General features: G+C 70.9%; 8 protein-coding genes. All 8 read left to right on the plus strand.

Annotated elements, in window-relative coordinates; translation table 11 throughout:
* Nucleotides 1-107: 107 nt before the first annotated feature.
* The 8 genes from AB5J49_RS26470 to AB5J49_RS26505 all read left to right on the plus strand — a co-directional run bounded on the left by AB5J49_RS26470 (nucleotide 108) and on the right by AB5J49_RS26505 (nucleotide 14,382).
* Entirely contained in the window at nucleotides 108-545 is a 438-nt protein-coding gene (locus tag AB5J49_RS26470) for an ATP-binding protein (protein ID WP_369171211.1), read from the plus strand.
* A gap of 307 nt (nucleotides 546-852) precedes the next feature.
* Nucleotides 853-3,258 (plus strand): sodium-translocating pyrophosphatase, encoded by a 2,406-nt coding sequence (locus AB5J49_RS26475; protein ID WP_369171213.1) that lies wholly within the window; start codon nucleotides 853-855, stop codon nucleotides 3,256-3,258.
* 211 nt (nucleotides 3,259-3,469) lie between these two features.
* Nucleotides 3,470-4,066, plus strand: a complete 597-nt coding sequence (locus AB5J49_RS26480) for a small secreted protein (RefSeq protein WP_369171215.1) — start codon at nucleotides 3,470-3,472, stop codon at nucleotides 4,064-4,066.
* A 37-nt stretch (nucleotides 4,067-4,103) separates the two neighbouring features.
* The gene (locus AB5J49_RS26485) at nucleotides 4,104-5,633 is read left to right on the plus strand and encodes a methyltransferase (protein WP_369171216.1); all 1,530 of its coding nucleotides are present in this window, start codon (nucleotides 4,104-4,106) and stop codon (nucleotides 5,631-5,633) included.
* Between the two features lie 493 nt (nucleotides 5,634-6,126).
* The gene (locus AB5J49_RS26490; protein WP_369171218.1) at nucleotides 6,127-6,324 is read left to right on the plus strand and encodes a hypothetical protein; all 198 of its coding nucleotides are present in this window, start codon (nucleotides 6,127-6,129) and stop codon (nucleotides 6,322-6,324) included.
* Nucleotides 6,325-6,571: 247 nt separating this feature from the next.
* The gene (gene topA, locus AB5J49_RS26495; RefSeq protein ID WP_369171219.1) at nucleotides 6,572-9,415 is read left to right on the plus strand and encodes a type I DNA topoisomerase; all 2,844 of its coding nucleotides are present in this window, start codon (nucleotides 6,572-6,574) and stop codon (nucleotides 9,413-9,415) included.
* Nucleotides 9,416-9,582: 167 nt separating this feature from the next.
* Complete coding sequence (tmk, locus tag AB5J49_RS26500) at nucleotides 9,583-12,861, plus strand: dTMP kinase (RefSeq protein ID WP_369171221.1); 3,279 nt, start codon at nucleotides 9,583-9,585, stop codon at nucleotides 12,859-12,861.
* Nucleotides 12,862-13,176: 315 nt separating this feature from the next.
* On the plus strand, nucleotides 13,177-14,382 hold the full coding sequence (locus tag AB5J49_RS26505; RefSeq protein ID WP_369171222.1) for a DNA polymerase III subunit delta': 1,206 nt from the start codon (nucleotides 13,177-13,179) through the stop codon (nucleotides 14,380-14,382).
* The last annotated feature ends 27 nt before the right edge of the window (nucleotides 14,383-14,409 follow it).

A 14,409-nucleotide genomic window follows, 5' to 3' on the forward strand; every position in this document is an offset into this window, starting at 1 on the left:
CCCGCTGCTGAGCGTGCCCGGGGCGGCGGAAGTTGAAAGAGAAGGGGGACCGGGCTTTCGGTAGCCCGGCCCTCCGGACAGCACGCCCGTAGTTCCGAGGGGGATGCATGGCCACCGTTGAACTCCGCTTCAGCGCGCTACCCGAGCACGTCAGGACCGCCCGGTTGGTGGCGGCAGCGGTGGCGCGCAGGGCCGGAGTGGACGAGGCCGTCCTGGACGAGGTCAGGCTCGCCGTCGGCGAGGCCTGCACCCGTGCCGTCGGACTGCACCAGAGCGTCGGCATCACGGCGCCGGTGAAGGTCGCGCTGATCGAGGAGGAGAAACAGTTCTCCATCGAGGTCGGCGACGAGGCTCCGCACGCCGCCCCCGGCGACCGGGCACCCGGCGCCGCGGGCGACGACGGCGAGATCGAGGCCGAAGAGGACGAAATGGGCCTCGCGGTCATCAGCGGTCTCGTCGACGACGTGGAGGTCTCCGCAGGGGAGCACGGTGGGCTGATCCGTATGACCTGGCCGACCGCGCCGCCGGCCGTGGTGCTTCCCTGAACGACCCCGCCAAGACAACCTCATAGCGAAAGGGCCCTGCTCAGCAGGGCCCTTTCGCGTTTCCTCGGCCACCCCCGGGGAATTCGTGAAGCAATTCACGATCAATCTCCCGATAATTCGATCAAGAGCCAATGCTCACGTCAATGGTTTTGAGGCATTAGCACTTTCGGGTTCAGTGGCTTGACGTCGATCATTTGCTGAACGGCATGTGAAGGCCAATTCCGTTTACCGCGCTCTGTTTTGATCAGGTTCCGGTACCTAGAATCCGTCCACATCTTGAGCTCAGCCCAAGCGTCAAGGAGGACGAATGGCGGGGCTTTCTACCCCTCAGCAGTTGGACCACCCCACAACCCTCGCAGCGGCAGTGCTGACCGACGACAACCGGATCATCATCACGGTCATCGGCGTCGTGGCACTGGCAGCGCTCGCGGTCGCCGGCGTCCTGGTGCGCCAGGTGCTCGCGGCGGGCGAGGGCACCGACAGCATGAAGAAGATCGCGGCAGCGGTCCAGGAAGGCGCGAACGCCTATCTGGCCCGGCAGTTGCGCACGCTCGGCGTATTCGCCGTAGTCGTGTTCTTCCTGCTCATGCTGCTTCCCGCGGACGACTGGAATCAGCGCATCGGCCGATCGGTGTTCTTCTTGATCGGCGCCGCGTTCTCGGCAGCCACCGGCTATATCGGCATGTGGCTCGCCGTGCGCAGCAATGTGCGCGTCGCCGCGGCCGCACGCGAAGCGACCCCGGCGCCTGGAGAGCCGGAAAAGGATCTCACTGCCGTCTCGCACAAAGCCATGAAGATCGCTTTCCGAACGGGCGGCGTCGTCGGCATGTTCACGGTGGGGCTCGGTCTGCTCGGCGCCTCCTGTGTGGTGCTGGTGTACGCGGCCGACGCGCCGAAGGTGCTCGAAGGATTCGGTCTCGGTGCCGCGCTGATCGCGATGTTCATGCGTGTCGGCGGCGGCATCTTCACCAAGGCCGCCGACGTCGGCGCCGACCTGGTCGGCAAGGTCGAGCAGGGCATTCCGGAGGACGACCCGCGCAATGCCGCGACCATCGCCGACAATGTGGGCGACAACGTCGGCGACTGCGCGGGCATGGCGGCCGACCTGTTCGAGTCGTACGCCGTGACCCTGGTCGCCGCACTGATCCTCGGATCGGCGGCGTTCGGTGACTCCGGGCTCGCCTTCCCGCTGATCGTGCCCGCGATCGGCGTGATCACCGCGATGATCGGCATCTTCGCGGTGGCCCCGCGCCGCTCCGACCGAAGCGGCATGACCGCGATCAACCGTGGGTTCTTCATCTCCGCGGTGATCTCGATCGTGCTGGTTGCGGCCGCCGTGTTCATCTACCTGCCGTCGTCGTACGCCGACCTCGACGGCGTCACCGACGTCGCGATCGCGGGCAAGGACGGCGACCCACGGATCCTCGCGCTCGTCGCCGTGGGCATCGGCATCCTGCTGGCCGCCGTCATCCAGCAGCTGACCGGCTATTTCACCGAGACCAACCGGCGCCCGGTCATGGACATCGGCAAGACCTCGCTGACCGGCCCGGCCACCGTTGTCCTCGCCGGTATCTCGGTCGGTCTCGAGTCGGCCGTCTACACCGCCCTGTTGATCGGCCTCGGCGTCTACGGGGCGTTCCTGCTCGGCGGTACGTCGATCATGCTGGCGCTGTTCGCGGTGGCGCTGGCCGGCACCGGCCTGCTCACCACGGTCGGCGTGATCGTCGCCATGGACACCTTCGGGCCGGTCTCCGACAACGCGCAGGGCATCGCCGAGATGTCCGGCGACGTCGAGGGCGCGGGCGCCCAGGTGCTCACCAACCTGGACGCGGTCGGCAACACCACCAAGGCCATCACCAAGGGCATCGCCATCGCCACCGCCGTCCTGGCGGCAGCGGCGCTCTTCGGGTCGTACCGCGACGCCATCACCACCGGCGCGCGGGACGTGGGCGAGAAACTCAGCGGCGAAGGCGCGCCGATGAACCTGATGATGGACATCTCGCAGCCCAACAACCTCGTCGGCCTCATCGCGGGCGCGGCGGTCGTCTTCCTCTTCTCGGGGCTCGCGATCAACGCCGTGTCGCGGTCGGCGGGTGCCGTGGTCTACGAGGTACGGCGGCAGTTCCGTGAGCGGCCCGGGATCATGGACTACACGGAGCAACCGGAGTACGGCAAGGTCGTCGACATCTGTACCCGGGATGCCCTGCGCGAGCTCGCCACGCCCGGTCTGCTCGCCGTGTTGGCGCCCATCTTCATCGGGTTCACGCTCGGGGTCGGCGCCCTGGGCGCGTTCCTGGCGGGCGCGATCGGCACCGGCACCCTGATGGCGGTGTTCCTCGCCAACTCCGGCGGCGCCTGGGACAACGCCAAGAAGCTCGTCGAGGACGGCCACCACGGCGGCAAGGGCAGCGAGGCCCACGCCGCCACGGTGATCGGCGACACGGTCGGCGACCCCTTCAAGGACACCGCCGGCCCCGCGATCAACCCGTTGCTGAAGGTGATGAACCTGGTCGCGCTGCTCATCGCGCCCGCGGTCATCCAGTTCAGCTACGGCGAGGACAAGAACGTCGGCGCACGGGTCGTGATCGCCGTACTCTCGCTCCTCGTGATCGTCGGCGCGGTCTACGTCTCCAAGCGGCGCGGCATCGCCATGGGTGACGAAGACAACGCCGAGAGGGTGGCCAAGCCGGTCGATCCCGCGGTGGTTTCGTAGGCGGTCTTACGACGGCCCAGCTCAAGAGGCGGGCGGGCGGCGCGCATGACGTGCCGCCCGCCCGCCTCGTGCTTGTTCACGCCTTGCCGTGACGCTTCTCTCACTTGGTGTAAATCGCATTAAGAGCCGCATATGAGCCATTGGGTGCATGGCTGTCCACCGCCCGACGTGTAAGGTCCGGTGGCCGAGAGCCACGGAAGGGACCGAACCGGTGAACAAGAAGCTCGCGGCCGCACTGTCCGGCGGTGCGGTACTGGTACTGGCGCTGACGGGATGCACGAGCGACGAGGGCAACCCGGAGCTGGACGCCTGGGCCAAGCAGGTCTGCGACGCCGTGCCCGCCCAGAACGCGAAGATCTCGGCGGCCTACGTCGCGATCACGAAGGCGGCCAAGGACACCACCAGCACGCCCAAGGAGCTCCAGCAGGCCGACTCCAAGGCCTTCCAGGACCTGGCCGACGGCTACAAGGCGCGCGCGAGCCTCATCAGCGAGGCCGGGGCACCTCCGGGGGTCGAGAACGGCGCGCAGGTCCAGCAGGACGTCGTCAAGAAGCTCACCGCCCTCTCCGCGGCGTACGGCGACCTGAAGAAGCGGGTCGACGGGCTGAACACGAAGAACCAGGCGAAGTTCGCGTCCGGCCTGAAGGACGTGTCGGCCGAGATGAAGCAGGTGGAGACCCAGCGCAAGAGCGCGATCAAGGCGCTGAAGAACCTGGAGTCGGGCGACACCAAGAAGGCGCTGACGTCGCAGGAGGGCTGCAAGGCGGCCGCTTCGGCGTCCACGTCCGCCGCGGCCACCGACAGCTGAACCACCCTCAGGGGCGGGCGCGGGTCACAATGAGGGCGTGAGTGACTCCAGCCTGTCTGCCCTGCCCGCCTCCGACCGTCCCGATGTCGCCGCCCGGCTGAGGGATGCCCTGCTCGGGGCCTCCTTCACCGCCGATGGGCTGCTAGAACTGCTCGGCGCGCCCGCGTACACGGCGCTCGCGCGGAGCGAGACCGTGCCCGCGCTCCGGGCGACCCGGGGAGAGACGCCGCTCGAGGCGCTCGTACGGCTGTTCCTGTTGCAGCAGAACGTGCCGCACGCGCGCGTGGCGGGCGTTCTGCCCCTCGACGCGTGCCTGGAGAGCGGGTGGCTGGTCCGGGTCGGCGACGACCTCGCGGCGACCGTGGACGTACGGCCGTACGGCGGGCCCGAGGGCGAGGACTGGTTCATCGTGTCCGACCTGGGCTGCGCGGTCGGCGGGGCGGGCGGCAGCGGCAGCAACGGCCGCCAGGCGGACACAGCTGTCGTCCTCGGCGTGGGCGGTGCCTCCACGACCCTCGCCGGCATCACCGTCCGTACGCCCGTCGCCTCCGCCCTCGACCTCGGCACCGGCTCCGGCATCCAGGCGCTGCACGCCGCACAGCACGCCACGCGCGTGACGGCGACCGACCTCAACCCGCGGGCGCTGCACATCACCGCCCTGACGCTCGCGCTGTCCGGCTCCCCGGCCGTGGACCTGCGGGAGGGCTCGCTGTTCGAGCCGCTCAAGAACGGCGAGACGTACGACCTGATCGTGTCGAACCCGCCCTTCGTGATCTCGCCGGGCGCGCGGCTGACGTACCGCGACGGCGGGATGGGCGGGGACGATCTGTGCCGGTCGATCGTTCAGGGGGCGGGGGAGCGGCTGAACGAGGGCGGGTTCGCGCAGTTCCTCGCCAACTGGCAGCACGTGGAAGGGGAGGACTGGCAGGACCGGCTGCGGTCGTGGGTGCCGCGCGGGTGCGACGCGTGGATCGTGCAGCGCGAGGTCCAGGACATCACGCAGTACGCCGAGCTGTGGCTCAGGGACGCCGGTGACCACCGGGGTGACCTGGTCGAGTACCAGGCGCGGTACGACGCGTGGCTGGACGAGTTCGAGGCGCGCAAGGTGAAGGCCGTGGGCTTCGGGTGGATCACGCTGCGGAAGGCGTCGGCGGCCGTGCCCTCGATCACGGTGGAGGAGTGGCCGCATCCGGTCGAGCAGCCGCTCGGCGACACGGTCCGGGCGCACTTCGGCCGGCTCGACTACCTGCGCGCCCGCGACGACGCGGCCCTGCTGGAGGACCACTTCAAGCTCGTCGGCGAGGTCGTGCAGGAGCAGGTCGGAATGCCCGGTGCCGAGGACCCGGAGCACGTCGTACTGCGCCAGCACCGCGGAATGCGCCGGGCCACGCAGGTCGACACGGTCGGCGCGGGGTTCGCGGGCGTGTGCGACGGTTCGCTGAGCGCGGGCCGCATTCTGGACGCCATCGCCCAACTGATGGGCGAGGACCCGGTGTTGCTGCGCGACCGTACGCCGGCGCAGATCCGGCTGCTGGTGGAGCAGGGGTTCCTCGAACCGGCGCGGTGAACCTGGACGGGGTGGATCTCCGGCGGTCGTACGGTGTTCGGCGCCGCCGGCACCCGTTCAAGCCACTGGTCGGCCTGCGAGGAAGGGGATGGCGGGCGGGTACGACGCCCGTTGATCGACTGCGCCGAACCGGGCACCGACCCGGTCATAGGCACTGTTCAGGCACGCGGTGAAATGATCCACAAGAAGGGCTCCGACAACGCCACCAAGCGGTGCGGCGAGAAATTCGAGTCGCTCACGGTCGGCAGGCCGGCGACAGAAGACGACCGGAAAGATACTCGCGCCCGGGCGAGGTCTGAGGTGGCCGAGGCGTACGAGGTCGGTGAGGGCAGCGGGCGCGGTGGGGCCGGCGTGACAGTCGGGTCCGCTCGGTGCGGGAGTCCACATCCGCGTCGGCCCCGCGTTCACCTGGGGTTCGCCTGTGCGCCGCCCGCGCGTGTCAGCCTCGCCGGGCTGGGCACTCGCGGACGGGAGAAAAGGGGCAAACGGAACCATGGAAAGGGGACCGGCGATCTTCGCTGGGGTCGTGTTCGCCCTGTTCGGAGGTGGGCTGCTCGTGTGGACCGCGGTCCGGGTGCGGCAGCGCCGGCCTGTCGCCCACGGTGTGAGCCCCGTCGCATCGGCGACGCTTGCGAGCCTTGTCTCGGTGATCGCGTTGATCCTCGGAACGTGGTGCTTCACCCGCCTCTGAGAACGGCCCACGAGCTGCGCGGCAATAATTGGGAGCCCCTCTTCCGGAAAGGCTCGAAAAGGCCGGTGGGCACTCCGGGCGGCAGGAATGGCGGAAGTCGGGTTACCGTTCGAGTGGCCGTTGCGGGCTTTTCCCGTTTGACAACGGGGCGGGATGTACCGTCACACTCCGCAGCGTCACCACCACCCGACCCCGGGCCCAATCGACCCTGGGGAGGCCCCAGCGTCGACCGGAGAGAAGAGCGAAGTTGTCCCCGACCAGCGAGACCGCACAGGGCGGCCGCCGACTCGTCATCGTCGAGTCGCCTGCCAAGGCGAAGACGATCAAGGGCTACCTGGGCCCCGGCTACGTAGTCGAAGCGAGCGTCGGGCACATCCGCGACCTCCCCAACGGCGCCGCGGAGGTGCCGGAGAAGTACACCGGCGAGGTCCGCCGCCTCGGCGTGGACGTCGAGCACGACTTCGAGCCGATCTATGTGGTCAACGCCGACAAGAAGGCGCAGGTCAAGAAGCTCAAGGACCTGCTGAAGGACTCCGACGAGCTCTACCTCGCCACCGATGAGGACCGCGAGGGCGAGGCCATCGCGTGGCACCTCCAGGAAGTGCTCAAGCCCAAGGTCCCGGTCAAGCGGATGGTCTTCCACGAGATCACCAAGGCCGCGATCCAGGCCGCCGTCGCCAACCCGCGCCAGCTCAACCAGAAGCTCGTCGACGCCCAGGAGACCCGCCGCATCCTCGACCGCCTCTACGGCTACGAGGTCTCGCCGGTCCTCTGGAAGAAGGTCATGCCGCGCCTGTCGGCGGGCCGTGTCCAGTCCGTCGCCACACGACTCGTGGTGGAGCGGGAACGCGAGCGCATCGCGTTTCGTTCTGCTGAGTACTGGGACCTGACGGGCACCTTCGCGACCGGCCGCGCGGGAGATTCGTCGGACCCGTCGTCGCTGGTCGCCCGCCTGCAGACCGTCGACGGCAGGCGGGTCGCGCAGGGCCGCGACTTCGACTCCCTGGGACAAATCAAGAGCGCGAACACCCTCCACCTCGACGAGGCGAACGCCCGCGCCCTGGCCGCCGCCCTGGAGCAGACGCAGTTCTCCGTCCGGTCCGTCGAGTCCAAGCCGTACCGCCGCTCGCCGTACGCCCCGTTCCGTACGACGACGCTGCAGCAGGAGGCGAGCCGCAAGCTCGGCTTCGGCGCGAAGGCCACCATGCAGGTCGCGCAGAAGCTGTACGAGAACGGCTACATCACCTACATGCGTACGGACTCCACGACGCTGAGCGACACCGCCATCGCGGCCGCCCGCGCCCAGGTCACGCAGCTTTACGGCGCCGACTACCTGCCGCCGTCCCCGCGGACGTACGCCGGGAAGGTCAAGAACGCGCAGGAGGCGCACGAGGCGATCCGCCCCTCCGGCGACCGCTTCCGCACGCCTGCCGAGACCGGGCTGACCGGCGACCAGTTCAAGCTCTACGAGCTGATCTGGAAGCGGACCGTCGCATCCCAGATGAAGGACGCGACCGGTAACTCGGTCACGGTCAAGATCGGCGGCACGGCGGCCGACGGGCGGGACGTCGAGTTCAGCGCGTCCGGCAAGACGATCACCTTCCACGGCTTCCTGAAGGCCTACGTCGAGGGCGCCGACGACCCGAACGCCGAGCTGGACGACCGCGAGCGTCGGCTGCCGCAGGTCAACGAGGGCGACGCGCTGAGCGCCGAGGAGATCACGGTCGACGGGCACGCCACCAAGCCCCCGGCCCGCTACACCGAGGCGTCGCTGGTCAAGGAGCTGGAAGAGCGCGAGATCGGCCGCCCGTCGACGTACGCGTCGATCATCGGCACGATCCTCGACCGCGGCTACGTGTTCAAGAAGGGCACGGCGCTCGTCCCGTCCTTCCTGTCCTTCGCCGTGGTCAACCTCCTGGAGAAGCACTTCGGGCGGCTCGTGGACTACGACTTCACCGCCAGGATGGAGGACGACCTCGACCGCATCGCGGCCGGTCAGGCGCAGTCCGTGCCGTGGCTGAGGCGGTTCTACTTCGGTGAGACGCTGCCGGACAGCGGCTCCGCGGGCCCGGCGGGCGGCGCGGCCGACGCCGGCAACGGCGACGGGGACCACCTCGGCGGCCTCAAGGAACTGGTGACCGACCTGGGCGCGATCGACGCGCGCGAGGTGTCCTCGTTCCCGGTGGGCAACGACATCGTGCTCCGGGTCGGCCGCTACGGCCCGTACATCGAGCGCGGTGAGAAGGACTCCGAGAACCACCAGCGGGCGGACGTGCCCGAGGACCTGGCCCCGGACGAGCTGTCCGTCGAGCTCGCGGAGGAACTGCTCGCCAAGCCGAGCGGCGACTTCGAACTCGGCGCCGACCCGCAGACCGGCCACCAGATCATCGCCCGCGACGGCCGCTACGGCCCGTACGTCACCGAGGTGCTCCCCGAGGGCACCCCGAAGACCGGCAAGAACGCCGTCAAGCCGCGTACGGCCTCGCTGTTCAAGTCGATGTCCCTGGACACGGTGACGCTCGCGGACGCGCTCAAGCTGATGTCGTTGCCGCGTGTCGTGGGCGCCGACGCCGAGGGCCAGGAGATCACCGCGCAGAACGGCCGCTACGGGCCGTATCTGAAGAAGGGCACGGACTCGCGCTCGCTGCAGACCGAGGACCAGCTCTTCACGATCACGCTCGAAGAGGCGCTGGAGATCTACTCCCAGCCCAAGCAGCGTGGCCGGGCCGCCGCCAAGCCGCCGCTGAAGGAGCTGGGCACCGACCCGGTCAGCGAGAAGCCGGTCGTGGTCAAGGACGGTCGCTTCGGGCCGTACGTCACCGACGGGGAGACCAACGCGACCCTGCGCTCCGGCGACAGCGTCGAGACGATCACCCCGGAGCGCGGCTTCGAGCTGCTCGCCGAGAAGCGCGCGAAGGCTCCCGCCAAGAAGACGGCGAAGAAGGCCCCCGCGAAGAAGGCGACCGCCAAGAAGGCCGCCCCGGCCAAGAAGACGGCCGCCAAGAAGACCGCGGCGAAGAAGACGACGACGGCCGCGAAGAAGACGACCGCGAAGAAGGCGACGGCGTCGAAGTCGACGAGCGAGGACTGAGCCGGGAGGACCGGGCTCGCAACGGGGCTCTTCCTGCGCCCGGTTGAGGGTCCGGTTCTTCACTTCCGGTTCGCAAAACGAACGCCTCGGCATCAGTTTGGTGTCGAGGCGGGCGTACGTTCGGGCGCACGCGCCGGGCTGTCGGTGGGTCCCGATAGGCTGAAAGCATGACGCGAGCCGAGCAGCCAACGGCCCCCCACCCCGCCTCCGACGACGCCCTTGCCGCGGACTCACGCGAGCGTGCCGTCCGCGCCCTGCTGCGCCGACCGCAGCTCAAGCGCTTGTGGAGCGCGCAATTGGTGGGCGGTGTCGGCGACATGCTCGCCCTCCTTGTCCTGGTCCTGCTGGCCCTTCAGGCGGCGATCGCCGAGGGGGCGTTCGGCGGGGGGTACCGGGGCGTGGCGTTCGCAGTGGCGACCGTCTTCGGCGTGCGCATCCTGGCGACGCTGCTCTTCGGCGCCGTACTCCTCGGCCCCCTGACGTCGCTGACCTCCCAGGAGGGCCCGCTCGACCGGCGCTGGACCATGGTCGGCGCGGACGGCCTGCGGGTCGGCCTGCTGATCGTCGCGCCCCTGTGGATCGACTGGACGCCGGACAACGCGCTGGCCGTCCTCCTGGTCACCGCCTTCGTGACCGGCGTCGCCGAACGTTTCTGGACGGTGTGCCGGGAGAGCGCGGCGCCCGCCCTGCTGCCGCCCCCGCCCCCGGAGGGTGCGACGGTACGACCGCTGCCGGATCACATGGACGCCCTGCGCCGCCTGTCACTGCGTACGGGCTTCCTGGCGGTCCCCCTGGCCGCCGCCGCACTTGTCGTCGCCGCTCTGCTCAACAACCTGCTCGGTGCCGGACTCGACTGGTTCGACCAGCACCAGGCGGCCCTCGCGTCGTATGTCGCGGCCGGTCTGTTCGCCGCGTCCCTGTCCGTGCTGACCTTCCTGGAGCTGCCCGACACGCGCACCCCGCGCGCGCGGTCGCCGCTGGAGGGGCTGCGCCGCCCCAAGACGGGCTCGGGCGTCGACAAGGGCCGTACCGGTGCCATCCCGCTGCTGGTGACGGCGTGCGCGGCGGTCGCCGGGGCGGTGTCCGCCGCGGTCGCCGTGGCCGTGCTGCACGCCAAGGACCTGGGCGGCGGGCCGGTGCTGTACGGCCTGGTGGTGCTCGCGCTGACCGGCGGCGTGGTCGTCGGCATCCGTACGGCGCCCTCCGTGGTGCCCGCCCTGTCGCGGCGCCGGCTGCTGGCGCTGGCGATCGCCTTCACCGGCGTCGCGCTGCTGGCCGCGGGACTCGTCCCGGACGTCACCACCGTGCTGCTGATCGTCGCGCTGGCCGGGATCGGCGCGGGCGTGGCCGCCAACAGCGGGCACACGCTGCTCGACCAGGAGGCCGAGGAATTCCGGCGGCCGCGGACGACCGAGCATCTGCACGCGGTCGTACGGGTCTGTGTGGCGCTCGGCGCGGTGATCGCGCCGCTGGTGGCCGCGCTCATCGGGCCGCACCGGCTGGAGAGCGGCAAGTTCGTCTTCGCGCACGGCGGTGCGGCGTTCACGCTGATGCTGGTCGGGGCGCTGCTGCTGCCGGTGGCCGTGCTGGTGCTGGCCAAGGTCGACGACCGTTCCGGTGTGCCGCTGCGGCAGGATCTGCGGGACGCGCTGCTCGGTGGGGACGACCCGGAGCAGGTGCCCGCGGCGTCCGGCTTCTTCATCGCCCTGGAGGGCGGCGACGGCGCCGGGAAGTCCACCCAGGCCGAGGCGCTCGCCGAGTGGATCCGGGGCAAGGGCCACGAGGTCGTCGTCACGCGCGAGCCGGGGGCGACGCCGGTCGGCAAGCGGCTGCGGTCGATCCTGCTGGACGTGTCGAGCGCGGGGCTGTCGCACCGGGCCGAGGCGCTGCTGTACGCGGCGGACCGCGCGGAGCACGTGGACACGGTGGTCCGGCCCGCGCTGGAGCGCGGCGCGGTCGTGATCTCGGACCGCTACGTCGACTCCTCGGTCGCCTACCAGGGGGCCGGCCGGGACCTGTCCCCGACGGAGATCGCCCGCATCAACCGCTGGGCGACGAACGGACTCGCACCGCATCTGACCGTGCTGCTGGACGTCTCGCCGGAGATCGCCCGCGAGCGGTTCACCGAGGCGCCGGACCGGCTGGAGTCGGAGCCGGCCGAGTTCCACGCGCGCGTGCGCTCCGGATTCCTGACGCTGGCCGCGGCCGACCCCGGGCGGTACCTGGTGGTGGACGCGGGCCAGGAGCCCGAGGCGGTGACGACGGTCGTCCGGCACCGGCTCGACCAGATGCTGCCGCTGTCCGAGGCGGAGATCCAGGCTCAGGAGGAGGCTCGGCGCAAGGCCGAGGAGGAGGCCCGCCGCAAGGCCGAGGAAGAGGCCGCCCGCAAGGCCGAGGAGGAGCGCCTGGAGCGCGAGCGCCAGGAGCAGCTCGCCCGGCTGCGCGCCGAGGAGGAGGAGCGCAAGCGGCGCGAGCTGGAGGAGGCGCAGCGGCGCGAGGCCGAACGGCAGGCGGAGGAGGCCCGGCTGCGGGCCGAGGAAGCGCGTCGGCGTGCCGAGGAGGAGCGCGAGCGGCTCCTCGCGGAGGAGAAGGTACGCGCCGAGGAGGAAGCACGCCGCAAGGCCGACGAGGAACGGCGCCGCAAGCAGGCCGAGGAAGAGGCCCGGCTGCGCGCCGAGGCGGAGGCGCTCCGTCTGGAGAAGCAGCGCAAGGCCGAGGAGGCTCTGCTGCGGGCCGAGGAGGCGCGGCGGCTGGCCGAGCAGGCGGCGGCGTCGGCGCAGGCGGGGCCGAGGCCGACGGCGCCCGGGGCCGGGGCTGCTCCTGGGGACGCGGCGACGGTTCCTACGCCGGTGGTGACGCCGGGGACGGCCCCGGGCGGGGCGTCGGACGAGACGACGGTGCTGCGGCCGGTGCGGGGTGAGGAGCGGGGCGGTGACCGTCCTTCCGATGACCGCCCTGCCGGTGAGCGCGCTTCCGGTGGCCGGGCTGCCGGAGGCCGGGCTTCCGGGGAGTCCGACTCCGAGGTGACGGCGAAGCTGCCGCAGCCGCCGGTGCCGTCGGGGGCTGCGGACGAGACCGCTGTGCTCCCGCCGGTGGTGCCTGGTGCGGCCGATGAGACCGCTGTGCTTCCGCCGGTGCCTTCGGGGGCCGCGGACGAGACGGCGGTGCTGCCTCCAGTTTCCGGGGCCGGGTCGGCGTCGGCGTCGAGGTCGAGGTCGGGCGAGGAGTCCGCGGATCGGGTTCCGCCGGGGTACTTCCGGGACGAGGAACGTACGCGCGAGATGCCCCAGGTCGACGAGTCGGGTGCGCCCCGGCGCAGGGCGCGGTCCGACTGGGCCGAGGAGACGCCGCTCGATGATCTGCCGACGCTGGCGGATGAGCTGCTGGGTCCGCATGAGGACGAGTACGACGACGAGGGTGGCCGAGGTCGGGGCCGGCGGCGCTGAGGTCGGTCACTGAGGTCGGTCACTGAGGTCGGCCGCTGGGGTCGGTCATGAGGCGCGCGGTGCTTCGGTCGGCGCGGGGGTGGGGCACTGGCCCGCGCTTGCGGGGTGCCGCCCCCAGCTCTTCGAGCATGGTTTGACGGGCTGGTGCTGCGTCCGTTGGCCGCGGCATGCGTACGTTTGGCCGGCCTGGCGGTGCTGTCGGCCGCGGATCAGCTGTCCGGCGCGTGACTGCCTGGCCGACCGGAGCCCGTTGTCAGTGCCGCCCCTCACAATGGAATCCGCGACGCGAGATGTGACGGAAGGGTGGCGGAACCCATGAGCGTGTGGGACGACCTGGTGGGGCAGGAGAGGGTGAGCGAGCAGCTGGGTGCTGCCGCTCGGGACGCCGATGCCCTCGTCACCGCCGCCGCTGCCGACGCGCCTCCCCCCGAGGCGTCCAAGATGACGCATGCCTGGTTGTTCACGGGCCCGCCCGGGGCGGGGCGGAATCAGGCGGCGCGTGCCTTCGCGGCCGCGCTGCAGTGCGTCAGCCCTGATCGGGCACTGGGCGGCGCCCCTGGATGCGGGTTCTGCGACGGCTGCCATACGGCGCTGGTCGGCACACATGCCGACGTCACCACCGTCGCCGCCGTCGGCACCCAGATCCTCGCCGACGACATGCGGGACACCGTCCGCAAGTCGTTCACCTCACCGGCGAACGGCCGCTGGCAGGTCATCCTCGTCGAGGACGCCGAGCGGCTGAACGAGAAGTCGGCCAACGCCGTCCTGAAGGCAGTGGAGGAGCCCGCCCCCCGCACGGTCTGGCTGCTCTGTGCCCCCTCCATCGAGGACGTCCTGCCCACCATCCGCTCCCGCTGCCGCCACCTGAACCTGAGCACGCCCTCGGTCGACGCCGTCGCCGACATGCTCGTACGGCGGGAAGGCATCGAGCCCGAGGTCGCCACTGCCGTGTCCCGCGCCACGCAGGGGCACGTCGACCGGGCCCGGCGCCTGGCCACCGACCCGGCCGCCCGTGAGCGCCGGGCCGCCGTCCTCAAACTGCCTCTCCGGCTCGGCGACGTCGGCGGTTGCCTCAAGGCCGCCCAGGAACTCGTCGACGCCGCTGCCGAGGACGCCAAGCAGCTCGCCGAGGAGATGGACGGCAAGGAGACCGAAGAGCTGAAAGCGGCGATGGGTGCGGGCCAGGGCGGCAGGATGCCGCGCGGCACGGCGGGCGTGATGAAGGAGCTGGAGGACAAGCAGAAGCGGCGCCGTACGCGGACGCAGCGCGACAGCCTCGACCTCGCGCTGACCGACCTCACCGCCTTCTACCGCGACGTCCTCGCCCTCCAACTCGGCTCCCGCGTCGCCCTCGCCAACATCGACGCCGAGGACGCTCTGGAGCGCCTTGCCCGCGACAGTGCCCCGGAGTCCACGCTGCGCCGCATCGAGGCGATCGCCGCCTGTCGCGACGCCCTCGACCGCAATGTGGCGCCGCTGCTGGCGGTGGAGGCGATGACCATGGCCCTGAGAGCCGGCTGATCTGGCCGCCCGCGTCCACTCGTCCCA

Origin of the sequence: Streptomyces sp. R28 (assembly GCF_041052385.1) — a bacterium.
In the GTDB taxonomy this organism is placed as follows: domain Bacteria; phylum Actinomycetota; class Actinomycetes; order Streptomycetales; family Streptomycetaceae; genus Streptomyces.